The 25,228-nt window shown below is 66.5% G+C and carries 21 protein-coding genes and 1 pseudogene; 8 read left to right on the top strand and 14 right to left on the bottom strand.

What is annotated here, in order from left to right:
• Positions 1-138 precede the first annotated feature (138 nt).
• Positions 139-711: an IS607 family transposase gene (locus E1B22_RS12485; protein ID WP_135226165.1), complete on the top strand. Its 573-nt coding sequence runs from the start codon at positions 139-141 to the stop codon at positions 709-711.
• Positions 708-1,976, top strand: a complete 1,269-nt coding sequence (gene tnpB / locus E1B22_RS12480; RefSeq protein WP_135226164.1) for an IS607 family element RNA-guided endonuclease TnpB — start codon at positions 708-710, stop codon at positions 1,974-1,976. Before E1B22_RS12485 ends, tnpB begins: the two co-directional genes overlap by 4 nt.
• On the opposite strand, the gene E1B22_RS12475 is transcribed toward tnpB, so the two are convergent.
• Complete coding sequence (locus E1B22_RS12475) at positions 1,887-3,188, bottom strand: thermonuclease family protein (protein WP_135226163.1); 1,302 nt, start codon at positions 3,186-3,188, stop codon at positions 1,887-1,889. The genes tnpB and E1B22_RS12475 overlap by 90 nt on opposite strands.
• Positions 3,189-3,740: 552 nt before the next feature.
• On the opposite strand from E1B22_RS12475, the gene E1B22_RS12470 reads away from it, so the two are divergent.
• Positions 3,741-4,190, top strand: coding sequence for a helix-turn-helix domain-containing protein (locus E1B22_RS12470; protein WP_243123908.1), 450 nt, complete (start codon positions 3,741-3,743; stop codon positions 4,188-4,190).
• Positions 4,184-4,591 carry a type II toxin-antitoxin system VapC family toxin gene (locus E1B22_RS12465; RefSeq protein WP_135226161.1) on the top strand — a complete coding sequence of 136 codons (408 nt, stop codon included), beginning with the start codon at positions 4,184-4,186 and terminating at the stop codon, positions 4,589-4,591. The genes E1B22_RS12470 and E1B22_RS12465 overlap by 7 nt, the downstream gene beginning before the upstream one ends.
• A 46-nt stretch (positions 4,592-4,637) precedes the next feature.
• On the opposite strand, the gene E1B22_RS12460 is transcribed toward E1B22_RS12465, so the two are convergent.
• A complete protein-coding gene (locus tag E1B22_RS12460; RefSeq protein ID WP_167758987.1) occupies positions 4,638-5,591 on the bottom strand; it encodes a tyrosine-type recombinase/integrase in 954 nt (317 codons plus the stop codon).
• 132 nt (positions 5,592-5,723) lie between these two features.
• On the opposite strand from E1B22_RS12460, the gene E1B22_RS12455 reads away from it, so the two are divergent.
• The 3 genes from E1B22_RS12455 (at position 5,724) to E1B22_RS12445 (ending at position 7,206) form a co-directional block, all read left to right on the top strand.
• On the top strand, positions 5,724-6,023 hold the full coding sequence (locus E1B22_RS12455; protein WP_167758986.1) for an AbrB/MazE/SpoVT family DNA-binding domain-containing protein: 300 nt from the start codon (positions 5,724-5,726) through the stop codon (positions 6,021-6,023).
• Complete coding sequence (locus tag E1B22_RS12450; protein ID WP_167758985.1) at positions 6,013-6,438, top strand: PIN domain-containing protein; 426 nt, start codon at positions 6,013-6,015, stop codon at positions 6,436-6,438. The genes E1B22_RS12455 and E1B22_RS12450 overlap by 11 nt, the downstream gene beginning before the upstream one ends.
• Before the next feature lie 516 nt (positions 6,439-6,954).
• Positions 6,955-7,206 carry a DUF6504 family protein gene (locus E1B22_RS12445; protein WP_135226157.1) on the top strand — a complete coding sequence of 84 codons (252 nt, stop codon included), beginning with the start codon at positions 6,955-6,957 and terminating at the stop codon, positions 7,204-7,206.
• 562 nt (positions 7,207-7,768) lie between these two features.
• On the opposite strand, the gene E1B22_RS12440 is transcribed toward E1B22_RS12445, so the two are convergent.
• The 12 genes and pseudogenes from E1B22_RS12440 to E1B22_RS12385 form a co-directional block, all read right to left on the bottom strand.
• Positions 7,769-11,014 (bottom strand): P-loop NTPase fold protein, encoded by a 3,246-nt coding sequence (locus E1B22_RS12440; RefSeq protein ID WP_167758984.1) that lies wholly within the window; start codon positions 11,012-11,014, stop codon positions 7,769-7,771.
• 369 nt (positions 11,015-11,383) lie between these two features.
• A complete protein-coding gene (locus E1B22_RS12435) occupies positions 11,384-11,734 on the bottom strand; it encodes a transposase (RefSeq protein ID WP_243123900.1) in 351 nt (116 codons plus the stop codon).
• A 244-nt stretch (positions 11,735-11,978) separates the two neighbouring features.
• The gene (locus tag E1B22_RS12430; protein WP_135226185.1) at positions 11,979-13,382 is read right to left on the bottom strand and encodes a transposase; all 1,404 of its coding nucleotides are present in this window, start codon (positions 13,380-13,382) and stop codon (positions 11,979-11,981) included.
• Between the two features lie 313 nt (positions 13,383-13,695).
• Complete coding sequence (locus E1B22_RS12425; protein WP_135226184.1) at positions 13,696-15,165, bottom strand: IS1182 family transposase; 1,470 nt, start codon at positions 15,163-15,165, stop codon at positions 13,696-13,698.
• A gap of 488 nt (positions 15,166-15,653) precedes the next feature.
• Positions 15,654-15,827, bottom strand: a pseudogene (locus E1B22_RS14160) (TetR/AcrR family transcriptional regulator); the annotation flags it as partial.
• A gap of 15 nt (positions 15,828-15,842) precedes the next feature.
• Positions 15,843-16,643: an ABC transporter permease subunit gene (locus tag E1B22_RS12415; RefSeq protein ID WP_243123899.1), complete on the bottom strand. Its 801-nt coding sequence runs from the start codon at positions 16,641-16,643 to the stop codon at positions 15,843-15,845.
• Complete coding sequence (locus tag E1B22_RS12410) at positions 16,640-17,557, bottom strand: ABC transporter ATP-binding protein (protein WP_135226181.1); 918 nt, start codon at positions 17,555-17,557, stop codon at positions 16,640-16,642. Before E1B22_RS12410 ends, E1B22_RS12415 begins: the two co-directional genes overlap by 4 nt.
• A 116-nt stretch (positions 17,558-17,673) precedes the next feature.
• A complete protein-coding gene (locus tag E1B22_RS12405) occupies positions 17,674-18,960 on the bottom strand; it encodes an IS256 family transposase (RefSeq protein WP_135224086.1) in 1,287 nt (428 codons plus the stop codon).
• Positions 18,961-19,472: 512 nt separating this feature from the next.
• A complete protein-coding gene (locus E1B22_RS14155) occupies positions 19,473-19,646 on the bottom strand; it encodes a hypothetical protein (RefSeq protein WP_371413502.1) in 174 nt (57 codons plus the stop codon).
• Between the two features lie 167 nt (positions 19,647-19,813).
• Entirely contained in the window at positions 19,814-21,055 is a 1,242-nt protein-coding gene (locus tag E1B22_RS12395) for an IS256 family transposase (protein ID WP_135224197.1), read from the bottom strand.
• 69 nt (positions 21,056-21,124) lie between these two features.
• Positions 21,125-21,451: a helix-turn-helix domain-containing protein gene (locus E1B22_RS12390; RefSeq protein ID WP_243123898.1), complete on the bottom strand. Its 327-nt coding sequence runs from the start codon at positions 21,449-21,451 to the stop codon at positions 21,125-21,127.
• Between the two features lie 139 nt (positions 21,452-21,590).
• Positions 21,591-22,358, bottom strand: a complete 768-nt coding sequence (locus E1B22_RS12385; RefSeq protein ID WP_167758996.1) for a triacylglycerol lipase — start codon at positions 22,356-22,358, stop codon at positions 21,591-21,593.
• Between the two features lie 650 nt (positions 22,359-23,008).
• Between E1B22_RS12385 and E1B22_RS12380 the strand changes: the two genes are divergently transcribed.
• Positions 23,009-24,295 carry an IS256 family transposase gene (locus E1B22_RS12380; RefSeq protein ID WP_135224086.1) on the top strand — a complete coding sequence of 429 codons (1,287 nt, stop codon included), beginning with the start codon at positions 23,009-23,011 and terminating at the stop codon, positions 24,293-24,295.
• Positions 24,296-25,228: the final 933 nt, after the last annotated feature.

The raw sequence follows: 25,228 nt of genomic DNA, 5'->3' as shown, positions 1-25,228 counted from the left end.
CCCCAGCTGGGGCGAGTTTTCCGACGCCACCGATGGTAGCCCAGACCGCTTCGCGTTTACAGACAGTTTAGGACGTCACCTGAACAGCTTGCCGAAACATAGTCAGACATAGGCAAACATATGTGCTATATTTCAGGTATGAAGCTCTCCGAGTGGGCCAAGCGTGAAGGAATCAGTTACATCACCGCCTGGCGTTGGTGGAAGGCGGGTCGGCTGCCCGTCCCTGCCCGGCAGACCCCATCCGGGACCATCCTCGTGGACCTGCCTGCTCCGGCGAAAGGGAAGACGGTGGTGTACGCCCGCGTTTCCTCTCACGACCAGAAGAGCGATCTCGACCGTCAAGTGGCCCGGGTCACGGCATGGGCGACGGAGCATGGATTTCATGTGGACCAGGTAGTCACGGAAATCGGGTCCGGGCTGAATGGGAAACGGGCGAAGTTTCGCCGACTTCTGGCCGACGCATCGGTTGCCACCATTGTGGTGGAACACCGTGATCGGTTGGCCCGCTTTGGGGTGGAGTACCTGGAAGCCGCTCTCGCAGCACAGGGACGGCGGATCGTGGTCGTGGATCCAAGCGAATCAACGGATGACCTTGTGCGCGACATGATTGAAGTGTTGACCTCCTTCTGCGCTCGATTGTACGGCCGGAGGGGGGCGCGCAATCGGGCCCTGCGAGCCTTGGCGGCAGCCCGTAGGGGCGATGCCGAATGAAGGTTCTTCAAGCGTACCGCTTCGCCCTGGACCCCACACCCCGCCAGGAACGGGTGCTGGCCTCCCATGTGGGCGCCCGCCGCTTCGCCTTCAACTGGGGCCTGGCCCTGGTGAAAGAGCGCCTGGAAGCCCGTGCCCGGGGCGAGGATGTGGAGGTGCCCTGGACCCTGCCCGCCTTGCGGCGGGAGTGGAACCGGCAAAAGCACCTCGTCGCCCCCTGGTGGCGGGAGAACTCCAAGGAAGCCTATTCCTCGGGCCTTGACGGGCTGGCCCGGGCGCTGCAGAACTGGTCGAAGAGCCGCAAGGGTGAACGCAAGGGCCGCCGGGTTGGCTTTCCCCGCTTTCGGAAGAAGGGGCGGGGTCGTGAGTCCGTGCGGTTCACCACCGGCGCGATCCGGGTGGACGACCAAAGCCACGTTGTCCTGCCCCGGATCGGGCGGGTGAAGACCCACGAGCCGACCACGGCCCTGCTCCGGCGCATCGAAGCGGGGGCGGCTCGCATCCTCTCAGCCACGGTGTCGCGGGAAGGCGGCCGGTGGTTCGTCAGCTTCACCTGCGAGGTGGAGCGGCAGCCGGGCCGGCCCCGGTTCCCCTGGCGGGTGGTGGGCGTGGACGCGGGGGTGCGGCACCTGGCAGTCCTTTCGACGGGCGAGGTGTGGCCGAACCCGCGGCCCCTGGAAAAAGCGCTCCGAAAGATCGCCCGGTCCAGCCGCGCCCTGGCTCGCCGCCAGAAGGGCAGCCGGGGGTGGCAAAAGGCCCGCCGCCGGCTGGCCCGGCTTCATGCGCGGGCCCGGAACATCCGCCAGGATGCCCTTCACAAGCTGACGCACCATCTGGCGACCACCTATGGCGTGGTGGTCGTCGAACAGCTGCACGTGGTGGGCATGAGGAAGAACCGCCGGCTCGCCCGGGCGCTGGCCGATGCGGCCCTGGCGGAGATCCGCCGCCAGCTCAGGTATAAGTGTGCCTGGCACGGGGCGGTCCTGGTCGAAGCGCCGCCATTCTATCCCAGCAGCAAACGTTGTTCCCGGTGCGGCGCGATCAAGCCGTCGCTGCCGCTTTCGCAGCGTGTTTTCCGCTGTGAGGAATGTGGGCTCGTGCTGGACCGGGACGAAAACGCGGCCCGGAATCTCGCGGCCTTGGTGGCCGGCGTCGCCGGGAGTGGCCCGGAGACGTTAAACGCCCGTGGACGGGATGTAAGACCTGCTGTCCAGCAGGCAGTCCCGGAAGAAGCGGGAAGCCGGCACCGGCTCATTGCCGGGTAAGACCGGCACCGTCGATCCGTGAGGATCGGCTGCCTGAAACAGATGACGATGTTTCAGGTAACGGTACGCGGGGTCGCATTTGCCGGAACGGCTCGCCCCGCCCGACTCGTTTGACGTCTTTGCGCGCTTCGAGCTCCCCGAACCGCTCTTCGTCCCGCCCGACGCCGATCCGGACGATGCGCTCAAACCCCACAGGCCCCGGTTTCCGGCCCGGGCCTCGCGCTGGAACTTCACGAAGAGATCCGCATACTTGACGTCGGGCGGGTAGGTGCTCACCTGGGCATAGCCTTGCAGGACCAGCATCGCATTGAACATGCCCTCGCGAACCTGCTTTTCCGATGGATCGGCGGGCGGCTGTTTCACCCAGACGTACCGAAGCGCCCGGCCGTAGCGGTCCGTCTCCGACACGTCCTTCTCGAGCCAGACCTTCTTGCCGGCGAGCTGCTTTTTCGTGAACGCCGAGGCCTCGGGTCCGTAGGGCTCCTTTTTGCCGTAGACCTCCGGCGTATCGACCCCGATCATCCGCACGCGGGTGGCCGGAAGCTTCGCGCCCTCAAGGTACTTGACGTCGATCGTGTCCCCGTCGACGACGCGGGTGACGACCGCAACGGTCACGCCGGCTGGCAACGCGGCCCGGCCCGGCTCGGTCGCCTTCGAAAGTTGGCTCGAAGCGGCAGGCTTGGTGGAGGGCGCGGAGGACGACGGGCCCGCATCCTTGGCCGAGCCCGACGGTGGCGGGGCAGGCGGCGTGGCCGGTGCGGACGCGGATGCGTCGACCGTCGGCGTCGCTACGGCTGCGCCCGACGCCGCCGGATCCTTCGCGGGTTGGGGTGAGGGATCGGCTGGCGAAGGGGCTTCAGCGGTCGTCTGCTCCGAGGGTGCTGGTTCGGGTGGGGTGCCGGGTCCGGCGATGCCCGCCCCCGTGACCATCAGGGCGAGGGCCGCGCCGAGCACCGCCGCGGCCACCTTGCGCGAGGGGATCCGGAGGCGGTGCAGGGGCCGGACCAGGCCAACCAGGCCCAGCGCCGCCGCCACGAATCCCGCCCCGAAAAGCAGATACCCGGCCCCCGAGCCCATCTTGACCAGGCCCAGCAGGGCGAGGCCGAAGCCCACCAGCCGCACCTCTCGTACGGGCCGGTTCGTCAGGCTGGCTAACCATCCTGGCCGGATCCCGGCGACGAGGCCGATGGCGACGAGGAACAGTCCCAGCATGGGTGCCCTCCTTCACGTCCGGGTCCTGCGGCACTCCCGGAGCTCGGGGCCGGTGGGGCCGGGGCTTCGCCGACCGCTGTCGGGGCCTGGGCAGGGGCCCGGCTTCCTTCCAGCAGGAAACGCGCCTCCACGGCGGCGGCTCCGCACTGGGCGCCAGGAACGTTCGCGGCGCCCAGCGACTACGGCTTCTATCGGGCAGGCCCGCCGCCGGGGCCAACACGGCGGTGCCAACAAGGTTCACGCCGCCGGTTTCCCTCTTTTTAGGATACGACGCGGCCGCGGCAATTCCTGTATGGCCGGCGCATGTGGCGCATCCCATGCGGCGGCGTGCCCCATTTGGTGTGCGTTCATTCCGAACGCATCGTGCTGCGTTCACACGGTGTGCTTCGTCGGGGCCTGGCCGGTGAGCGTCCGTCAGAGCGAATCCTCCAATGCCTTCAGGTTACCGGATCCCGTCTGGTCCTGAGGTTCCGGGGCCATCCAACAAGAATTTCGCATATTGCGGAAGTTTCGGAATTAGACTACCGTGGGGAGGTGGGGGTGGTGATTCGGATGGTCACCCTTAGCCGGGACCAAGTCGAGCGGCTCGCGGAACTCGTTGCCGCCAACCGGGAACAGGCGGCGATGCTTCAAGAGCTGGTGGATACCTTGAGGCAAGCGGCCCAGCAGGGGGCGGGCGTTCGGATTCTGGCCCATCCCGAGCGCGGCGGAGAGTGGCCCGTGCTGACCCCCGCGGAAGTCGCCCGGATTTATGGTGTTTCCGCCCAAATGGTGCGGCGCTGGTGTGCGGACGGAAAGTTGCCTGGAGCCTATAAACGCCCCGGCGGCGGATGGGCGATTCCGCTCACCGCCCTGCTGGAGGCGACGCATGTCCCGCGGCCGGGCCGGCGGCCCGTGGGGGCTCTTGCGACGATTGCGGGCCTCCTCAAGGACCGGCCGGAAATCGCCCAGGCGATCCTTGCGTCGCGGAACGATGAAGACCGGGAGCTGCCGGCATGGTAAGCTATGTGCTTGACACGGATATCAGCATTTACATCATGCAGGGTTTACCCGACGCGGTCGCATTCTGGGAGCGGTGTGCGAAGAGCACATTGCTTTTTTCTGTCGTAACCAAGGCAGAACTCCTGTCCCACCCCCGGCTTACCGAAGACGACCGAACCCGGATCAACAACTTTCTCGCTAACGGCATCATCGTTGACGTGGACGAGGTCATCGCGGAAAAGGCTGGTGAACTTCGCCGACGCGTCGCACAACGGGGACGCAAACTGCGCTTGCCTGATGCCCTTATCGCGGCGACCGCCTTGACCGAAGGAGCCGTCCTCGTTACGCACAACGTGAAGGACTATCGCGCAGTTGCGGAGGTAGCCGCACTTCATATCGAGGACCCATTGAGCACCGCATAATCGCCCCTTCTTCCTACGAAACGCAAGACGCCGCACGGTACCCATATCACCGGATCTTTTCCACGGCCTCCCTTAGCCGCCGCTGGGCCACATGCGCGTAGATCTGGGTCGTCGCCACCGTCGCGTGGCCCAGCAGGTCCTTGATGACCAACAGGTCCACCCCCGCCTCTGCGAGCCGTGTCCCGAAGGTGTGCCGCAGCTTGTGGGCGCTCGCCCGCCAGAGCCCGGCCCGGGTGAGGTGGCGCTTCACCGCCACCTGGGCCGCATTCTTGGTCAGAGGCCGGCCGGCCAGCGTCCACCAGAGCGGATCCTGCGGCGCCTTCGGCTTCTTCGGGCCCGGCCAGGTCGCAAGGTAGCGCAGCAGGGCCTCCTTCGTCCGGCGGTGAAGGGGGAGGAGGCGCTCTTTGTCCCCCTTGCCGATGACCCGCAGGGTCTCCTCTTCAAAGTCCACGTCGCCGTACCGAAGCCCCACCGCCTCGCTGATCCGCAGGCCCTGATACAGCAACGTCGTCACCAGGGCGTGGTCGCGCTCTTTCAAGCGAGCATGGTGGGCCTTCTGCCGGGGCGTGAGGCCCTCGTCCGAGAGAACGACCCGCAAAAGCCGCTCGGCCTCCGCCTCGGAAAGGTAGACTGGCAGGCGCTTGTGCCGTTCGCCCCGCACGGGCCGCTCCAGGCCGGCGAAGGGATCGCGGGCAAGGACGCCTTCGGCCACCATCCACCGGAACCAGCCGCTTATGGTGCTCCAGCGCCGGTCGCGGGTCGACGGCGCGAGTTCCCGGTCGGCCAGGTGGGCGAGCCACCGCCGGGCCCCGTCCCGGTCGAAGCCGGCCAGGTCTGCGTCGGTCAGATCCTCGGGGTCCTTCCGCAGCCGGCCGGCCAGCCAGCGGCAAAAGTCGGCCAGGTCGCGGCGGTACTCGACGAGGCTTGCGGTTTGCAGGCCCCGCTCGACCCGCTTCGTTTCGAGGTACTGCTCGGCCCGTACGGGCAGCTCGCTGCGCACGCTCCATCCCCCTGGGTGGCAACTTCGTTCCGCGACTTGCATACAAACGTCCGAGAGTACGCCATACTCCATTATGCCATGCAGCACCGGGGGGTGTATGCTAGGATGGTGGGGGAGAGGGGAGGGATGGCCATGGGGCTCGGACGTGTGCAGGCCCGAGGCCAAGTCACGATTCCCGCGGAGGTTCGCGGAGCCCTACGGATCCGGCCTGGTGACGTGCTCCTGTTCGAGGCCACGGGGCCGGACGAAGGGCGGTTCCGTGTCGTGCGAACGACCCGTTCGCTCGATGAATACTTCGACCGGTGGCGCGTCGACGGGCCCGTGCCCGCCGATCTCTGGGAGACGGTCGCCGAGGATGTCGCCCGGGACGCCCTGCCGTTTGCGGTGCTGGATCGGTCCGAGCGGGAGGCGGCCGCGGCCGGTGAACGCTGAGCGCAGGCAGCTCGGGTGGCTTGACGCGAACCTCTTCATCCATCCGTTCTTTCGGGATCCGCTCGCGGAGACGTGCAAGGCGCTCCTCGCGGATCTTCAGCAGGGCAGGGCCGAGGGTTTCCTCGATCTCATCACGATTCACGAGCTTACGTACGCCTTGTACCGCCACGTCTTCCGCCAGGACCGCAAGGCCGTGGCGGACTACCTGAGCACCTTCATCGGCCTGGAAACGGTCCAGGTCGAGAACAAGCCGGCCGTCCTCAAGGCACTGTACTACTGGGCCGCCGATCCAACCTGCGACTCGTTCGGGGACGCACGCCTGCGGGCCCTGGCCGAGGCGACGGGGCTCCCCGTCTGCACGGCGAACAGAAAACACTTTCGTGGGATCCCGAATACCTTTCCGTTTCGGGCGTAGCCGGCGGGCCTGCGTCGCCTCGCAAGCACCGAAGGGCGATTTCGGCCGGCCGAAAGGGCAGGCAGCCAGACCCCGGCCTCGGCGGCCGCAGGCCGGGAAGCCGACGCAGACCGGGTGAGGAACGAGTCGCCGCTACGTGAGCGATCGACGCCGGATGCCGATGGGGGAGGGGGGGCCGTTGGCTGCAACCGCGCCGGCCCGGGCTCGCAGGGGCCGAACCGCGCCGAAGCGGGGATCGGCTCGCCGGGTGCGGCGCAGGCGCCGCGCCCGAATGCCGCGTTTCGCCGCGACGGGATTCATGGTGGGGATTGGCTTGCTCCTTGCAGCCGACGGGCGGCTCGTGCCGAACCTTGGTGGCTATCTGCTCGCTTTGGCTACTGCAGTGGTACTGGATCTTTTCATCAACCGTGCATGACGCAGCAGCGCCCAGAGCATGCTGGACCGCCTCTTCCGCATCGAGGTCTTGCTGAACAGCGATGTCGGGACGCCTGTATCGGTGTTCCGTGGGGCAAGGTCATGAGCCTGATCGACCGCCCGATTCGCGTTGAGGCTGACCGTCGGAACCGCCCGGTGGCGTTCGTGTGGCGGGGCATCCGCCGTGTCGTTGCGGAGGTGCTGGAGGAGTGGCGCGAGATCGGGCCGTGGTGGGAACAGGATCCGCCCGAAGAGCGATTCGTCTACCGTGTGCAAACCCAGGACGGCGGGGTATACGAGATCGACTACCGGATCCCGGCCCGGCAGTGGTTCTTGTATCGGATTTACGACTGAGGCTGGTAGGCAGGCACCGGGCCTTGCGGTGCTTCCATCGCCAGGTGGGAGGAGACAAGACGCCGAAAGCTGCCTTGCCCGCATCCTCGCGCGGCCTTCGCAACCCGTCCCGCCGGTGTCGCAAAGCCTGACGTCCGACCGGATTGCTGGACGTTCCGTTGCACCGAGGGGGTGACGGCGGCAGCTTGGCGGGGGGGAAGGGCCGCGCCGGGCCCCGGCGACAGGCCCGCGAGGACCTCCACCGCCAAAGGGCTCGGGGACGGTTCGACCGGGCCTTTCATTCAACAAAATATTCATTTTGTGAAACACTTATTTGGCGCTACGGGCTCCTTTCCTTCGGGCCGATCATCTCCCCCCTTGCCCTGGTAGGTTGTTGTGCTGCCCGGAGCAACCGGTCGGTACTCAGACCGGCACCGCATCGGGGACGTGAGGGTACTGGTCGGGCTACTCCTCGCGCGGGTTGTACGGGTACTTCCACTCGGATGGCTTCTCCGGATACCCGATGAACTCCCGGAACCTCGTCACCGGCTTACCCAAGTCAGTGACAACCCAGGAGCTCGCATCAATCCTCCTGGCCCGCCTCTTCTCCCTGGAGAAAGCCGGCTATCCCCTCGAGCGCCCCCCGGATCCTCTCGTCCTCGACGGCCGTTCGCACCTCCTCCACCCGCTTGAGGGCTTCTCCCCGGATCGCTTCATCCAGATCCGGAACAAGGGTTCGGCGCTTTTTGAGCAGCTCGGCGAACCACTCAAGCTCCGTCTGGGAAAGCCGCGTAAGGGCGTTCGGAAGCCAGGTCAGCAGCAGATCATTCAGGTCCTCGACACCCACTTCCTCAGCGCCCTCCAGGACCACCTCTCCCACGGCTCCCAGGAACTTCTCCGCGCCCCAGCCCCCGTACTCCCCGAGGAGCTTCGAGAGGCCCCGGGCCATCCGCGCTGAGAGGTTTTTCCGCGCGTCTCCGGTTAGGAAATCTAGATAGGCCCGAATGGTCGCCGGGTCGTACGCCTCTTCATCGTCGAGGAGGGCCGTCGCAGCCTCCTCAAGGGCGTCAGCGAGCCTGTGGTCCAGTTCAACCGGGAAACCCTGCCCCCGAAGGTCCCGGAGGAGGCCCAACGCGTCCGAGCCGCAACCCTCTTTCAGCAGGTGTAACCAGTCACTCTTTTGCAGTCCCTTCAGGCCTTCGCCTAAGAATTGCAGAAACGCTCCCGGCGGGCCGCCCCCGGCCGCCCAGAGGATCCTACGGTAAGCAGGGAGGAGATGTAGGGCAAACCCCCTTGACTGGGCCGCTCTGACTATTTCGTCTTGCTGCCTCCGGTACATGGCTTCGAAGGTCTCCTTCCCCAGGAGATCGAAAAGGCTCTTGCCACATTCCAGAAGGATCTCCGGGGAGAACGCCTCAGGGTATGCCTCCTTGAGGTGGTCGAGGAGAGTCGCCACAAGTTCTTTTGCTTGGGGATTCCTGTTGATAGCCTCAATGACGCTCTGAACGGAGAAGTTGGTTTCCCTACATCCCGAGAGCTCTGCCAAAAGTTCGGCCATGTCCCGGAGATCGACCCCTTGGGGGTTCCGGAGAAAGCCGGCGTATCTCTGGGCTCCCTGGCTCGCTCCCCCTCCTAGGGACTGCAGCTGGCCGGTTGGATTATAGATCAGGAGGGGCAAGAGAAGAGTCCCTAGGGTCTTCCCGTCATTCGCATGGGCCAGGTGGTGCAAAAGAAACCAACTGGTGGCCAGGTCGTTCAGGGCATTCCTGGCCTCCTCGCTGATGGGCTCCAATTGGAGCAGGGCGTAGATCGCAGCCCGGACCTCCTCATCGGTGTAGCGGTTGCCTGTGGCCAGGCGGCCCCGGAGGCTGTTGACCAGACCCTTCCAGTTCCACCCCTGATCGATGTAGGACAGGGCCCGGGTAGCCAGCGCCTCGGTCATCCTAAACTCCCCTCGCCCAACGCGCGCGACGAGCTCGCCGAGCACTTCCGGCGGCTTGCGGGGTGTAAAGGCCTTCTGAACCTCGTCCTCGAGCTTCCAGAAGTCCAGGGCGCTGAGGGCGAGGATCCAGTCGGCGGGTTCCTGGACCGGGAACCGGAAATCTTCGGGTACACCCAGGTTGAGTTCCCGTTTGACCCGGTCTAGGAAATCCGCCAAGCCCTTGGCAGCATCCTTGATAACCTCGTTTCCGGAAGGAGCCTCCACCCCTCGCAGGATGACCCCGATAAGCCTGCACCGCTCTTCCGCGCCCGGGGCCGAGGCAACGAGCACCATTAGACCCTGGACCACCTCATCGTCCCCCATCTTCCACCCCCCGGCCGAGGTGGCCCTTGAGCGGAGGAGGCCCAGGGCCTGTCTCTGATCCTCCTCCGGCAGAAGGCCCCCTACCTCCTTGATGGCAAGCGCCGCCTTAGCAAGAAGCTCGGGGGCCTTCTCTGCCCACTCCCCCGCCTCCTCCAAGGCCTCGAGGACCAAGGTACCCAAGGCCTCCGGCCGGACCTGCCGGGCAGTCTCCCTGAGGACGGGGCTCCCCGGGGCTTCGAGGCCCTTCCGGATCTCCTCTAAGAAGAGAACCTGGAGGGCCTTGTCCAGCTCGACGTTAAAGTGCTGGGCCAGCAGATAATCCTTCCACTTCTCCTCTTCGGGGAAGAGCTTTTTAACCTCCGCCTCCCTCTTGGAGAGGGCCACGCGTGGGTTTTTGGCGAGCTCCTCCCTAAGAGCCACATACAGAGCCTGCATGGGCAGGGGAATCGCGTCCTGCCAGATGCGGTGCTGACTTCCCACCAGGTTCACGAACTGCTTAAGCTCTCGGGGAGCCGGCTGGCCATCGCCCCTAAGGACAAGGTTCCTGTAGACCCTGTAGACCGCATACAACTCCTCCTGGTGGTGTCGGGGAAAGGCCTCGCGGAGGAGCTTGAAGAGGAAGGATTTCCAGTCCGAGAGTACCGGCGGGGGAACATGAAGCCTGGTCTGAAAGAACTTGGATATAAAGACCTCCGTGAGATTTTCTCCGTCGCTCTGCACATTTCCCCAGAGGTGGCAAATGGCCGAGGGGTCGAAGGGCACGATGAGCCAGAGCTTTTCGCTCCAGGCAGCCCCACGAACATCAAAGAAGGTGCGCATCGTGGCCCAGACGGAACGGGCCTGTTCCGCGGGGAGGCGGTCCAGGTTATCCACGACGATGACTAGGCGTCGGTCATCGGTCACGGCTCTGTCCAGAATGTCCTTGAACCTTGCCTCGAACTCCACGGAGGTAGGCTCGGGGGTGCGAAGGGTGGAAGTCCTGGTTTCGGTACGGTTCTGACCAACCAGGCTTGGGAACTCAAATCTCCCCTCAGCCCTGAGACCACGGATCATGAAGTATAAGGCAACGAAGAACGGTGAAAGAAGGGCCGCGACGCCAAGGACGGAAAACCAGAGAGGGGCTTGGTATATCGGCTGGCTGCTCAGTAGGGCCGTACCCAGGGGGATCCCCAGGGTGAGAAAGAGCCCGATCCAATAGCCCTCACGGGTCATGACCGGAGAGGTCTGAGAATAAACGCTCTCCTTCCGGCAAGCCAGCTCGTCCATTTGGTTGTTGATCTGCTCCAGGGCCTTTCCCTCAAGCCAGCCAGTCTCCGCGAGGAAGGCTGCGAGCCGCTCGAGAAACGACCGCCGGAGCGGGTCGCCCTCGTGGCTCCACGCGTCGAAGACAAAAACCCGCACCCGCTTATCCGAGTTCCGTTCTACTGCCTGCTGGAAGAGCCTGACCACGGTGGACTTCCCGCTGCCCCAGCCCCCGAGTAGGGCCACCGCCTTTCCGCCACTTGAGTTCAGGACGAGATCCACCAACGCCCGCGCTGTTAACTCGTGACCCCCGCCCAAAGCGTCCTCGGCGCTCGGATCGTCTGCGAGTAGGTAGGTTGGGCAGATTTCTCGCTTCCTTGCAATTTCCGCTTCCATAACTCAAGATCGCTCTGCCTTTCCTGGCATACTTCCTGGCCGATTTTCGTTCGGCATGCACCCAGAGGTGCGGGGGACCCTCGGTGCATACTGACCCTAGGAAGGCGTGGCGCTTCGAGAAGCTCGGCCTCTTGGTGTCAAGGGGCCACCTCATGTAAAACGACAGCGCCTCCTCTGGCCGGACACACGGGCCCTCGCCAGTCCCAACCCCTTGGTCCCCACCTACACCAGGGTGCCGTAGTACATCAAGGTGTGTCAATCAATGGCATACCGTCCCCGTAAGAAACCCAAGATCCTGATCGGGGCACCTTTAAGAGGCAGAATCCGGCTCTCGAACCGCTCCTCGAGGCCCCGCACCCGGGGACGCCGCAGGGTCAGGGTGCCCATGGGGGTGGTCAGCTTCCGCGGCTTGCCGTACCCGTTCCGGTACCCGGCCGGTGCATCGACGGCGGCACGCCGCGGGTAGCGGACCCGGCCCAAAAGCTCGGTCACCTCGGCCTCCAGCGCCTCCTGGATCAGCGCCTGGATCGCGTTCCGCAGCCACTCGTGCAGTCCTTCCCAGGTGGGGCTTGACGTCAGGTTCCCCGACGTGGTCCGCTGGTGCATGGCGGTGGCTCTCCTCCCTCCGGGCTTCCAAGCCCTCGTTGTTCACCAAGAGGAGGGTACACCGCCTTCGCCATTTACACACCTTTTGAGGGTACCTCGTCAATTCAGCTAAAAATGTTACCCAAGAGCCTGTTGCACCGACCCTGAGAGATCGGACCTAGTGGGAACGTACCGGGTCGATTCGCTCATGTCACATGGGCTGACGGTCAGGACTGTGTAGGCCGGCGGCCCGATCGTGACCCTTCTACGCCAAGCCCGCCACCGTACATTCAAAGGGCAAGGTGGCGGATCGCTCCCTGACCCTCCGCCAGAGCTTCAGCAAGTTGTGGGTCAAGCAAAGCAGCTTCCACTCGCTGTCACACGCCGCCAGACCCCGACGGAGGAACCGGTCGGCCCCTCGCACGGTCTTGATCTGCCCGAACACGGGCTCCACGGTCTGGCTGCGCTTGGCGTAGATCGCCTGCCCTCGCCGGGTCCGCAGCTTGCGTTCCATCCGCTCCCGCAGGCTCAGCCCCTTCGGGATCCGGCCTCGCGGAGGGGGTGCATCCTTCCAGGCTTGGCGCTGCTTCCACTCCTTGCTCGTCGCCAGGAACAGTTCCGGCCCATCCGCCGGCGCCTGCTTCACGTTCGCCTCGCTCCAGTACCCCGCGTCGGCCACCACGGCCCGGATGGGTTTGTCCACACCTGCTGCCTGGAGGTTGGCTTGCGCTTGTTGGAGCATCGGGTGCAGTTGGCCCACGTCGTTGGCGTCCTGCGTCACCGCCGCCGCCACGATGAGCTGGTCTTCGGTCACCACCGCCTGGGCGTTGTACCCTTGCACAAAGCCCTGCCGGGTCTTCATGATCCGGCTGTCCGGGTCCGTGACGTTCGCCTTCGCCGCCGGATCCACCGAGGGATCCGGCGCCTTCGGCTTGCGCCCCCGCCGCTTCTTGCCGGTCGCCTGCTCCTGCGCCTTCCGCTCCTCGATGCGGGCCTGCTGCCGGGCGGCTTCCCGGGCCGCCTCGTCCTCCAGCCGCCGCTTGCATGCCTTCAGCCGCTCCAGCCGGCTCGCACGGTGGCGCAGCTCCTCCGGCAACTCGTCCCCACGACGCCCGGGGCCGTACCGCTCATCTTCTTCCCGGTCCGTGGCCTCCGCCTCCCGGAGCATCTTCTCCACTTCCTGGCGAATCGCATCGTAGGTTCGGTTGGCCGCCAGCGAGGCGTTGGCCTTGACTTTCGTCCCGTCCAGTGCCACCACGCCGACCTTCCCCAGCCCCGCCTCACGGCACAGCCGCAGCACCTGGGTGAACAGCGCGGCCAGCTCCCGTGCATGGCGCTGGCGGAAGCGGGCGATGGTCACGTGATCCGGCTTCTGGTTGGCGGTGATCACCCGGAAGGCCACGTCCTCGAGGCACAACCGCTCGATCCGCCGGCTCGACCGTTCGCCGACGCAGTAGGCGTACAGCAGGAGCGTCACCATCATGGTGGGGTCGTAACTCTCTCCGCCCCAACCGTCGGCGCGGTACTTCTCGTAAAAGGCCCGCAGGTCCATCTGCTCGACGGCGTCGATCAGAAACCAGGCCAGGTGATCCTCAGGCAGCCCGTCGCGAAGGCTCGGTGGGAGCAGGTACAGTTGGCCGCGGTTCACCGGGCGGAAGTTGTAGGCCATAGGAACACCTCAGGCAATGGCGAATTCCAACCGATGCTTTCACTTAACCTCCCGGGGCTGCAGTCCTGCGGAAATACCTGGGTTCGTGAAACAGGCTCGGTAGTGTTCGCCATTGAGTACCCGTGTCCTCCTAATGGCGACCGAAAAGTTGCGATCGCGACTCGAGACCGGAGCGCGGGCGAGGTCTCTGAAAAAGCGGCGGAAAGCTGAACCCATGGGGTCGAAGGGAGTTGCCATCGATTGGATGGGATACGTGGCACTACGGGAGAGCGGCTCTGCAAGGTTGCCCGGCTTCCTCCGGGTACCCGCCCTCTCAGGCGGCCGCCTGCTCCGCGGCCCGAGTCCTCTTCCCGCGTCCAGGCGCGTCTTTGAATCGACGGGCCATCTTCTTGGCGTTGAGCACCAGGCAGGTCAGCAGCACCTGAATCGCCGTCCGTTCCCGGCCCCGGTAACGGCTCCGCCCGAGGCCGTGCCACTGCTTGGCCTCCCCAAAGGTGCGCTCGACGACCTTCCGGACGCGCAAGGCCCGTTTCAGCCCCCGCGGCCGGTTCGCTTCCGTGCCCGGATGCCAGTACAACACCTTCCGCGTCTGGCTCCGGCTCAGACAGCTCCCCGCCCGGGGGCAGCCGCGGCAGGCTCGCTCGGAAAAGTACACCAGCCACCCCCCGCGCTGGTGCGGGCTCTGGCCGATGGAGCGGTGGCCCTCGGGACAGATCCACTGCCGGCGGCGCTTGTCGTACGTGAACCCTTGCTTGGGCAGCCTTTGCCTTTGCGTCCGCTGGGGGATGTACGGACGGATGCCTTGCCGAACGAGATCCTCCCTCAACCTCGTGGCGTCATACGCCTTGTCCGCCACCAGCCGCCGTGGCCGGAGCCCCTGGACGCGCGCTTGTTCCACCAGCGCCGGCGCCCCTTCGAGGTCGCTCGCGTTCCCCGCCGTCACCGTCGCCGCCAGCACAAAGCCGGTCTCATCCGTCGCCAGATGCATCTTGTAGCCGAAAAAAGGCTTCTCCCGGCGCTGGTGTCCCCAACGCGCCTCCGGGTCCGCGTAGCTCGCCACCCGTTCGTCCTTCAGCACCCGCTCCACTTGCTTCCGTACGCGTCGCACCGCCGGTGCCTTCGCGGCTTGCCGCGACGTGATCGCCGCCAGCAAGGCTTCCGTCCGTTCCTGTTCCGCCTGCAGCAGCTGATCCTGATCTTCATAGGTCGCGTCCGGCACCGGCTCGGCCAGCGCCTCCAGTTCCTTCGCCACCGGCGGCGCCGCCTGCCGGACGGCTTGCAGCAGCCGCTGCCGCCCCTCCCGCAAAAGCTGCACCCGCGTGCGGGCGGCCGCATGGGCCACCACCGGGCTGGAGTCCATCACCAACCAGCGGCCTTTCAGGCATCCCTTCGCCCGCGCCTGCTCCACTAGCCGCTGCAGCAGCCGCTGCCACCGCTCCTCCCCCAACCGCTGCCGAAACCGCACCAGCGTCGTGTCGTCGGGAATCGCGTCCTCCCAGCCAAGGCGGCAGAAGTAGCGATAGAGGACGTTGTAGCGCAGCTGCTGGCAGACCTGCACGTCCGACAGGTTGGCCCACACCGCCAGGAAGAGGATGCGCACCAGCTGCTCCGGCGGATACGAAGGCCGGCCTTGATCGGCGCTGTACAGATCGGCCGTCTCTTCCTCCACGAACGAGAAATCGACAGCCCGGTCGATGTCCAGGAGGGGATGGTCCGCCGGCAGCATGTGGTTGAAGAGGATCTCATCGAAGAAGTTCCGCTGCTGATCCAACCGTCCCAACATGGTGCACCGGCCCCGGTTTCGGTATCGTCTCCATAAGGGGTTTTTCGCTTTGCGTCCTGCCCGTCCTTGCCGAAAAAGCAAAGGAGTTTTTCAGAGCCCTCCTCCTTCGTTTTTGCCTCACCATCACCTACCGAAACTTTAGGCAGTCTGAGCCGGGGGAAGAGTCCTTCATTGAGCAGGGTGATCAGCGCCAGTGCCTGCTCCAGGGAGACCCCCGGCCGCAGGCGGCTCGTGTCGACGTCCTTGAAGAAGACCTCCATGGCCCGATCGGCCGCCTGCTGCTGCCGACGGCGCCACTCCGCCGACACCGCCGGGTCGCTCAGGCAGCGGACGAGGAAACGGTAGAGTTGAGGCCGTTCCCGGTACACCTGGAGCTTGATCAGGGCTAGCCTCGACATGCGGTCGAACAGGTCGCGGGGCAGGTCCTTTCGAGCTTCATCAAGGGCACCTTCCACCGCCTGGATCGCGTAGTCGGCCACCGCCCGGAACAACCCGTCCTTGCTCCCGAAGTGGTAAAGGACGAGGCCCTTGGCCACACCCGCGCGCTTTGCGATGCGACTGAGGGAGGCCCCGACATAACCCTGCTCGGCGAATTCCTCCAGTGCCGCTTCCAGGATGCGCTGGCGCCGGGTTTTCGTCGCGGTCTGGTCGCTACCGGGCATTTCGGACACCCGCGGTCACGCGAAGTCCTTCCGGTGAAGGAGGAGGGTACCCAGGGCGGATCCGGCTAGGAAGACGCCCAGGAGCACCAGCATGCCCGGCACGAAGGGGTCCCCGGCCGCCGCCCGGTCCAGGGCGGTGTAGTACTGCAGGGTGAAATAGCGGAGAAAGTTCAACCGGTCCGACAACTGGGCGAGGGCGTGCACGACGAAGGACCCGAGGCCGATGCCAACGGCGACGGACGTGGCGGTTTGGGTGCGCTGGAAGAAGGGGGCGATGGCGAAGGCCACGCCGCCCGCGGCCAGGGTTGCAACAAACCCGGCCAGGTGCGTCGTCGCCTGCCGGGAGAGGTCGAAGTCGTCCTTGGCGACGGCGAGGCCGACCGCCATGCTCGCGGCAAAGATGAAGAGCCACAGGACGACCGCCAGTACGGCGAAGGCCGCCACCTTGGCCGCCATGATCGCCCTGCGGGTCACCGGTCGCGTGTAAAGGAACTCCACCGCTCCCAAATCCGGCTCGCGGGCCACGCTGCCACCCGCTTGCATCAGGCCGTAGATCGTGGCCAGGAGCACCACGTAGCCCATGGTGGAGATGCCGTGGTAGCTGTTGACGTCGGCGATGGCGGAGGGAGTAAAGCTAAGGGCCCTCAAGAGTGCCTCGGGAACGGCCTTCAGGGCCTCCACCATGACGGGATCCTGGACGTACGGGAACAACCCCAGGTACACCCCGACCATCCCCACCATCACACCCGCCCAGATGAACAGGCCGCGGCGAGCAAGGCGCAGTTCCGTCCGGAATACGTGGAAGCACCCCCTCACGATGCCCCTCCTCCCTGACCCGAGCGGTACATGGCCAGGAAGACGTCTTCGATGCTGGGATCCGTGATGGTCAACTCCTCCAGGTCCAGTTGGGCCAGCACCCTCGTCACCTCATTGACGGGCGCCCGCACGACCATCCGGTAGGTACCCGGCTTACCCGGGACTTCCTCGGGCCTGGGATGGCCCCAGCGGGCGAGGACGGCGTCGGGGGGAGGCCCGCCTCCCGCCAGGCGGACGGTCACGACGCGCAGATGGCGCCCCGGCAGGTCCTCGACGGGCGACACGTGGATGAGGCGGCCGTCACGGATCATGGCCACGCGGTGGCACAGGCGGTCCACTTCCTCGAGGACGTGGGTCGAGAAGAAGATGGTCATCCCCTCGCGGTTGAGTTCACGGAGCAACGCGAAGAGCTCGGCGCGGACCAGCGGGTCCAGGCCGCTGCTGGGCTCGTCCAGGATCACGAGGCGGGGCCGGTGCAGGAGGGCCTGGATGATCCCCAGTTTCTTGCGGTTGCCGAAGGAATAGCTGCGGATGGGACGGGACGGGTCAAACTGAAGGCGCTCGATGAGTTGCTCGACCCACCGCCGGTCGACCTTCGGGTAAAAGCCGGCTGCGTACTGGAGCAGTTCCCGGCCCGTCATATCGGGGTAGTAGGCCACCTCACCGGGCAGGTAACCCACTTCGGCCAGGAGGCTGCCGCCGCCCGGCGGAACGGGACGGCCGAAGAGGGCCACCTGGCCCGATGTGGGGCGCAGGAGGCCCAGCAACGTGCGAATGGTGGTCGTCTTCCCCGCGCCGTTGGGCCCGATGAACCCGAAGATCTCGCCTTCTTCCACCTCCAAGTTGAGATCCTCCACACCCCGTACCCGGCCGTAGTACTTGGTCAGCGCGCGAGTCTCGATGGCGGGCGGCATGAGAACGACCCCCGGAATCCGCAGGGTTTGACCGATCGGTCAGTGCCGTACCACTATGAGGCTAGCACAGAACTGACCGAGGTCAAGTCCCGAACTGTCTGTAAAAGCGGTCTGGGTCATGCCACGGTGGCAGCGGGTGAAACCTCTTTCTGCGCCGCTCTTTGCCGTTGCCGCTCCTCGATGTAGCGCTCCAGCTGCTTTCGTTCGTGCTCGCTGAACTGCACCCGCCGCCAGCGCTCACTCGCCCGCCACAGCACGGCGAAGACTAGCTTCAGGCACTCCCGCTCGCTCCGAAACCGCGGGATCACCTTGGCGCGCCGCCGCTCCTCCTCGAAGCTGCGCTCCACCAGGTTGGTGGTCCGGACATGCTTGCGGTGGGCGGCGGGTAGCCGCAGGTGCGCCAGGCTCGCTTCCAGGTCCTCCTGCAGGCTCCGCATGGCCGAGGGATACTCCCGCCCGAACCGCTCCACCACCTCGGCCACCAGCCGCCGGCCCTGCTCGATATCCGGTGCGTCCCGGATCGCCTCCAGGTAGGGCTTGAGCACGGGCCGCGCCTCCTCCGGCACCTTGTCCAGCACGTTCCGCATCTTGTGCACCCAGCAGCGGATGCGCTCCGCCTCCGGCCACATGGCTTCCACCGCCTGGATCAGCCCCGGCGCCCCGTCCGTCGTCACCGTCAGCGGCGTCTTCAGCCCCCGGCGCACCAGATCCCGGAAGTGCTCCAGCCAGTCCTCGTAGCGCTCCTTGTTGCCCAGGCTCAGGTGCACCAGCACCTTGCTGCCGTCGCTCAAGATGGCCCAGGTGACCAGGATGCCCTCACGGCAGCCCGCCTGCCGGCGCAGCGACTCGTAGATGGCGTCGGCGAACAGGTACACCACGTCGAGGCCTGACAGGTCCCGCTGGGCAAAGGCCTCGAACTCCTCGTGGAGCGCCTCGGTGATCCGGCTCACGGTGGACCGGCTCAAAAGCGGCGCTTCGCTGCCCGCCAGCTCCGCCAGCGCATCCTCGATGTCCCGGCTAGAGAGGCCCCGGGCGTACATCTCCACCACCAGGCGCTCCAGCACGTCCGTCCGCCGCTTGAGGGCCCTCCACAGCGTGGGCTGGCACAGTCCCTCCATGCCCCGCACCTGGGGGACGTCGATCTCGAGCCGCCCCTCGGCGCAACGCAGCGTCCGCGGCTTGTAGCCGTTGCGGGCGCCTTCCTGGCCAGGCTCGCGCCGCTCGTAGCGTCCGCGCCCCAAAAGCTCCGTGACCTCTGCCTCCAGCAGCTCCTGGATGAGCTTGCGGGCGCCCAGGCGGACGAGGGCATGGGTCAGGTCCTCGACCTCAGTACCCTCCCGGGCCTGCGCGGCCAGCTGCCGGGCCAGCTCCGCCAACTGCTGGCTGGGTGGTATCCTGGACATAGGTCTGGGTCCTCCTCGGTGTGCCCCAGCTGGGGCGAGTTTTCCGACGCCACCGATGGTAGCCCAGACCGCTTCGCGTTTACAGACAGTTTAGGACGTCACCCCGCCCTCCTCGCGACCCTCCCCCTCCCCCACCCGGGCCACCGCAGCATCCGTGTGACTCCCGCGAGCCCACGAGACAACCCGATCGCGAAACCCCGCCTTGTAGGCTCCAAACCCTGCGATTCCGAGCAGGGCCAGCACTACGGCCATCCCGAACGCAACACGGCGCCGGCGGGATCCATACCCGTAGGCTCTGTCACGCATGTTACGCACCCCCTCTTGAGCCGCCGGCGCCTGGTGGCCGGCGTGTCCAAGAGCGGTTCATCTGCCTCTATATCGGGTACCGCCCCCTTCCCCTCACACCAATATCCCCGGCCGCGGCCGGCGCTTACGAATCCGCCGGGCGCTCACCTCCGTTACAACGCCATCGGAACGGAGGTAGGCGACGGCTCCCCGGCTCTTGATGGCGGTCACCACCGCCGGTTGCATTGCGCCTTCGATGCAGTGGCCGACAGGATGCGGGCCGTTCCTTCTAGGCGCCGGAGCAGCGCCGTGGTGGGTTCGTGGATCTTCACCCGCCCGATCCGGGGCAGGACGGCGTGGCTTTGATCGTCCACCCGGATGGCGCCGGTGATGAACCGCACCGTTTCCCGCCTCCCTTCTCCGAAACCGCGGGAAACCAACGCGGCGACCCCTGCGTTCACCCTTGCGGCTCTTCGACCCGTTCTGCAGCGCCGGGGCCAGCCCGTCGGGGCCTGGGTCACGTCCCGTCAAGTGGTGGAAAAGTCGTGTCCCCTCCGGGTTGGGTTGATCAGACAGCCAGCACCTTCAGTGCTGCCGAACTCTCGTGTAGCTGAGAGTCCTCACGGGGTGGGTTCGCATCGATCTTGGCCATGGACTCCAGGCTGAAGTACCGCCGGGACACCAACCACTCATCCTGCTGCTCCTCCAGAAGAGCCCCCAGTAGCCGCAGGGCCGCGGCGACGTTCGGGAAAATCCCCACTACGTCACAGCGCCGGGCCAACTCCCGGTTCAGCCGCTCCAGGACGTTCGTCGAGTGGATCCGGCGCCAGTGCTCGGCCGGGAACGCCATGTAGGCCAGCACGTCCTCCATTGCATCCCGGAGCAGAGCGGCCGCCTGGGGGAATCGTCGGTCCAGGTTGGCGGCCACGTGTTCGAGCTGCTCCCGGGCAGACGCCAGGTCGGGTTGAGCAAAGATCGTTCGCACCAGGGCCGCCACCATCGGCTGGGCGTGCTTGGGCACCCGGGCCAGCAGGTTCCGCATGAAGTGCACGCGGCACCGTTGCCAGCTGGCGCCCGCCAGCACCTCGCTGATGACGCGCTTGAGTCCCTCGTGGGCATCCGAGATGACCAGGCGAACGCCCTTGAGCCCTCGGGCCACCAGGCTGCGGAGAAACGCGAGCCAGAACTCGTACGTCTCGGCCGCGCCCACGTCAAAGCCCAGCACCTCGCGCTGCCCGGTTCGCGTCACCCCCACGGCGATGACCGCGGCCATGTTCACCACGCGATGGTCCTGCCGTACCTTGATCGGCTTGGCATCCAGCCACAGGTAGGGGTACTCGCTCTCCAGGGGGCGGTTCCGGAAACGCTCCATCTGTTCGTCCAGTTCCGCACAAAGCCGGGAGACTTCACTCTTGCTGATGCCGTCCAGGCCCAACGCCCGGACCAGGTCGTCGACCTTCCGGGTGCTGACACCCTGCACATAAGCCTCCTGCACCACGGCGACCAGGGCCCGCTCTGCCCGCCGGCGGGGCTCCAGCAGGCTGGGGAAGTAGCTGCCCTGGCGGAGTTTGGGGATCCGCAGCTCGATGGTGCCCACGCGGGTATCCCAGGGCCGGGAGCGATAGCCGTTCCGGTACGTCTTCCGCGTTTCCGTGCGCTCGTACCGCTGAGCGCCAACGAGTTCGCTCACCTCGAGCTCCATGAGCTGTTGGGCCAGCCAGCGTAGTCCTTCCCGCAGGGCATCGACTTCCGGCTCCCCCTGGTATTTGCGCAAAAGCTCGAGAAGTGCCATCCTGAAATCAGCGGTCACCGGTGAGCGGACCTCCCTTCGAGCTATTACTCGTCCAACCCGAAGGGGAGCCGCCGGTGACCTTTCTTGTCAAGGGCCACCAGGGCCGAGCCCTATGGCTCGGCTATTTCCACCACTACCTGGGACGCTAACGGGGCCTGAGGCGTAGGCCTCCTTCGAGTTCGCCCGCCACCAGGGAGCAACCGTGTGTTTTTGCCGGTGCCATTCCCGCCGCAAGGCCGGAAGCGTCCACGGCACCTCCACGTCCTCGCCCCCGGCATGGGCTTCCCGGCGCTCCTTCACCAGAGTCAGGCCCCAGTTGAAGGCAAAGCGGCGCGCACCCACGTGGGAGGCCAGCGCCAGCTGCTGGTGGAGTGTGGGGTCAAGGACGAAGCAGTACCCCTGCAACGTGCACATGGGATCGCCAGCTACCCTCCAGGGCCATCAGAACAGAACATGTGTTCCCATGCAACGGGCCGGCCGAGGCGGCGAGGGCATGCAATGGCTATCTTGACGACTTTGTTGCCACATGGGGCACGTGGCAGCGGCCGGCCCGTTACGGCAGGTAGCGGGCACAGAGATCGGCCACTTCCGGCCGCCGCACGAGGTCGAGGTGATGATAGCCCGGCAGATCGGCGATGTGGACGGCTCCTTCGATGACGGCCGACCCCTCGGGGACGAGCCCATCCGACCTCGTGCCACACAGCCAGTGCAGGTGTGCCCCCCCGACCAGCAACTCCCCCAGCACCCCCCAGTCCCGGCCCGGGCGCCCGTACCCGCGCACCGTATACACGGGGCCGTACCGGTCGGGGGGATGTTCCTGGTTGAAGCGGGCCAGCCAGGACGGGGTCAGGTTGGCGAAGGCCCCCTTCGCTCCCAGCAGGCTGCCGAGCCACCGGTAGTGCTCCGCCAGGGGGGAACCATGGTGGGGCGTGCCCAGGGTGACCACGGCCGCCACCTCTTCCGGGTGGTCGGCCATGTACCGGCGCGCCACGATACCGCCCATGCTGTGGGCGATGACCGAGAAGGGCCGGCTCAGGCCGCACCGGCTTCGTAAGGCGCGAACCTTCGCCGCCAGGTCCTGCGCCTGGACGTCCACCGTCCGGGTACCGGCCGTCAAGTCGTTGCGGCCGATGAAGGTGACCGTGCCGTGGCCAAGCTGTTTCCTCCAGATCTGCAGAGGGGGGTTCAGGTAGACGACGTACACCCGCCCCGATCCCCATTGCTCGACGCACCGTTCGAGAAACCGCCGGCTCCAGCGGTGGATGTTCAGAAGTCCGTGCACCAGCACCAGATCGTACGACTTGCTTCCTCGCGCCCTCACGGGATCCGCCTCCCACCCCTCGGCTCTCATCAGGACCCCCGCCGGTCCGAATGGCGCTCCGCGACACCGTGAACGCATCGCCGTTCAAGGCCCCGAGGATCGGGGCAACGCCGGCACCGTTTCCGAAGGGCGTGACGTCCCAACAGGGTGCGGCGTGCGAAAGGCGAGCCTGACGGGAGCCCACCCGACGGCTCGGGCCCGGCCCCGCTCCCGAGGCGCCGTCGGCGCGGTGTCCGCGGTCGCCTTCCGGCGCGACCGGCCCCGAAGATATGAAAGGCCGGCACCCCCATCCGCACGGCCGACCGGGTCGACGAGGAGGCGTTGCGGCGCCACGCGCGGGGGCGGCCCTCCAACGTGGCCGGGATCCCGCCATTCCCCTGCACAGCCCGCTGGCAGGAGCGGCCTCAACGCGCGTCCTGGTGCCGCCATCCACTTCGCCGCCCGAACTCGCTCCTCAGGGGCTAGCCGACTGAACGAGTCGGCCATCGGGTATGCCCGAGAGCGAACCCACCCTGGGGGTTCGTCTTGAAGACCGAGCTCGCCCTGAGGTGACGTCCTAAACTGTCTGTAAACGCGAAGCGGTCTGGGCTACCATCGGTGGCGTCGGAAAACTCGCCCCAGCTGGGGCACACCGAGGAGGACCCAGACCTATGTCCAGGATACCACCCAGCCAGCAGTTGGCGGAGCTGGCCCGGCAGCTGGCCGCGCAGGCCCGGGAGGGTACTGAGGTCGAGGACCTGACCCATGCCCTCGTCCGCCTGGGCGCCCGCAAGCTCATCCAGGAGCTGCTGGAGGCAGAGGTCACGGAGCTTTTGGGGCGCGGACGCTACGAGCGGCGCGAGCCTGGCCAGGAAGGCGCCCGCAACGGCTACAAGCCGCGGACGCTGCGTTGCGCCGAGGGGCGGCTCGAGATCGACGTCCCCCAGGTGCGGGGCATGGAGGGACTGTGCCAGCCCACGCTGTGGAGGGCCCTCAAGCGGCGGACGGACGTGCTGGAGCGCCTGGTGGTGGAGATGTACGCCCGGGGCCTCTCTAGCCGGGACATCGAGGATGCGCTGGCGGAGCTGGCGGGCAGCGAAGCGCCGCTTTTGAGCCGGTCCACCGTGAGCCGGATCACCGAGGCGCTCCACGAGGAGTTCGAGGCCTTTGCCCAGCGGGACCTGTCAGGCCTCGACGTGGTGTACCTGTTCGCCGACGCCATCTACGAGTCGCTGCGCCGGCAGGCGGGCTGCCGTGAGGGCATCCTGGTCACCTGGGCCATCTTGAGCGACGGCAGCAAGGTGCTGGTGCACCTGAGCCTGGGCAACAAGGAGCGCTACGAGGACTGGCTGGAGCACTTCCGGGATCTGGTGCGCCGGGGGCTGAAGACGCCGCTGACGGTGACGACGGACGGGGCGCCGGGGCTGATCCAGGCGGTGGAAGCCATGTGGCCGGAGGCGGAGCGCATCCGCTGCTGGGTGCACAAGATGCGGAACGTGCTGGACAAGGTGCCGGAGGAGGCGCGGCCCGTGCTCAAGCCCTACCTGGAGGCGATCCGGGACGCACCGGATATCGAGCAGGGCCGGCGGCTGGTGGCCGAGGTGGTGGAGCGGTTCGGGCGGGAGTATCCCTCGGCCATGCGGAGCCTGCAGGAGGACCTGGAAGCGAGCCTGGCGCACCTGCGGCTACCCGCCGCCCACCGCAAGCATGTCCGGACCACCAACCTGGTGGAGCGCAGCTTCGAGGAGGAGCGGCGGCGCGCCAAGGTGATCCCGCGGTTTCGGAGCGAGCGGGAGTGCCTGAAGCTAGTCTTCGCCGTGCTGTGGCGGGCGAGTGAGCGCTGGCGGCGGGTGCAGTTCAGCGAGCACGAACGAAAGCAGCTGGAGCGCTACATCGAGGAGCGGCAACGGCAAAGAGCGGCGCAGAAAGAGGTTTCACCCGCTGCCACCGTGGCATGACCCAGACCGCTTTTACAGACAGTTCGGGACTTGACCTCGCCCTGATGCTATCGAACGACACCCAACCTGGTTCGCTACCTAGTTCGCTGTCGCGGATTCCGGGGCTCTCAAAAGGCTGAACTCGTGGTGATGCGCTGCAACACCCTCTCCAACCCCGGGAGCTCGAATCCCAGCTCCACCGCACGCAATGGCCCGGGATCGGACCGCGTTGTTGCCGCGCGTCAATGCGTTCACGTCGATCGTTTTGCAGGTGCTGAACCCCCTCAAACCTCGGTGGGAGAAGAACGGGCCGGAGATCGGGCCGTCACAGCCCGTCCTCTGGCGGCTGCGACCCCTTGGCGATGCTCCGCCGGATCCGCCCGCCGCCACCGTGGGGCCCGAGGGCCTGGCTCTCCTCAAGCCCCCCAGCGGCACCACCGGGGGTCCAGGGATTGGGCATGCAGTTGGGTGGCCAGGGTCCTCCAGGCCGCGGCGTGGACCTTGCGGGATGGCTGGCAGGAGGCCCACCCGCAGGCGATCCTCGGTGGCCTGCCCTTCTCTCGCTTTAACGCCATGACCACTGGGATGCATCGGGCCGTGGCGACGCCCGGCGACCCTACAAGCTCGGGAGGAAATCTGCGAAGAATCGGCGGAAGACGGATGTTCGTCGGTCGGCTGGTCACCGGGGAGACCGCGGTCCGCACCGGCCTGCCCACCACGCCCACGCTCGTCATCGGTGGGTCCGAGCGCTGGCGCAGCCCTTTCAGGGTCGGCGCATCGCCCGTGCTCGCAACGCCCGGATCGTCATGTCGTGGCTGCGCCTCCTGCGGTCGTCTAGAGTGTAGGACTTGGGGCTGCCGCCCCCGAACGGATGCCAAACGTGCCGCTTCATCGGTTAAAGGACGCCACTGCACCGAACCGGGCGGGCTCTACCCTAGTGGAGTGGAGTGGATC

The organism is Thermaerobacter sp. FW80 (assembly GCF_004634385.1).
GTDB lineage: Bacteria > Bacillota > Sulfobacillia > Thermaerobacterales > Thermaerobacteraceae > Thermaerobacter > Thermaerobacter composti.
Note: the sequence above shows the minus strand (reverse complement) of the source record. Positions and strands in the feature narration are given on the sequence as shown.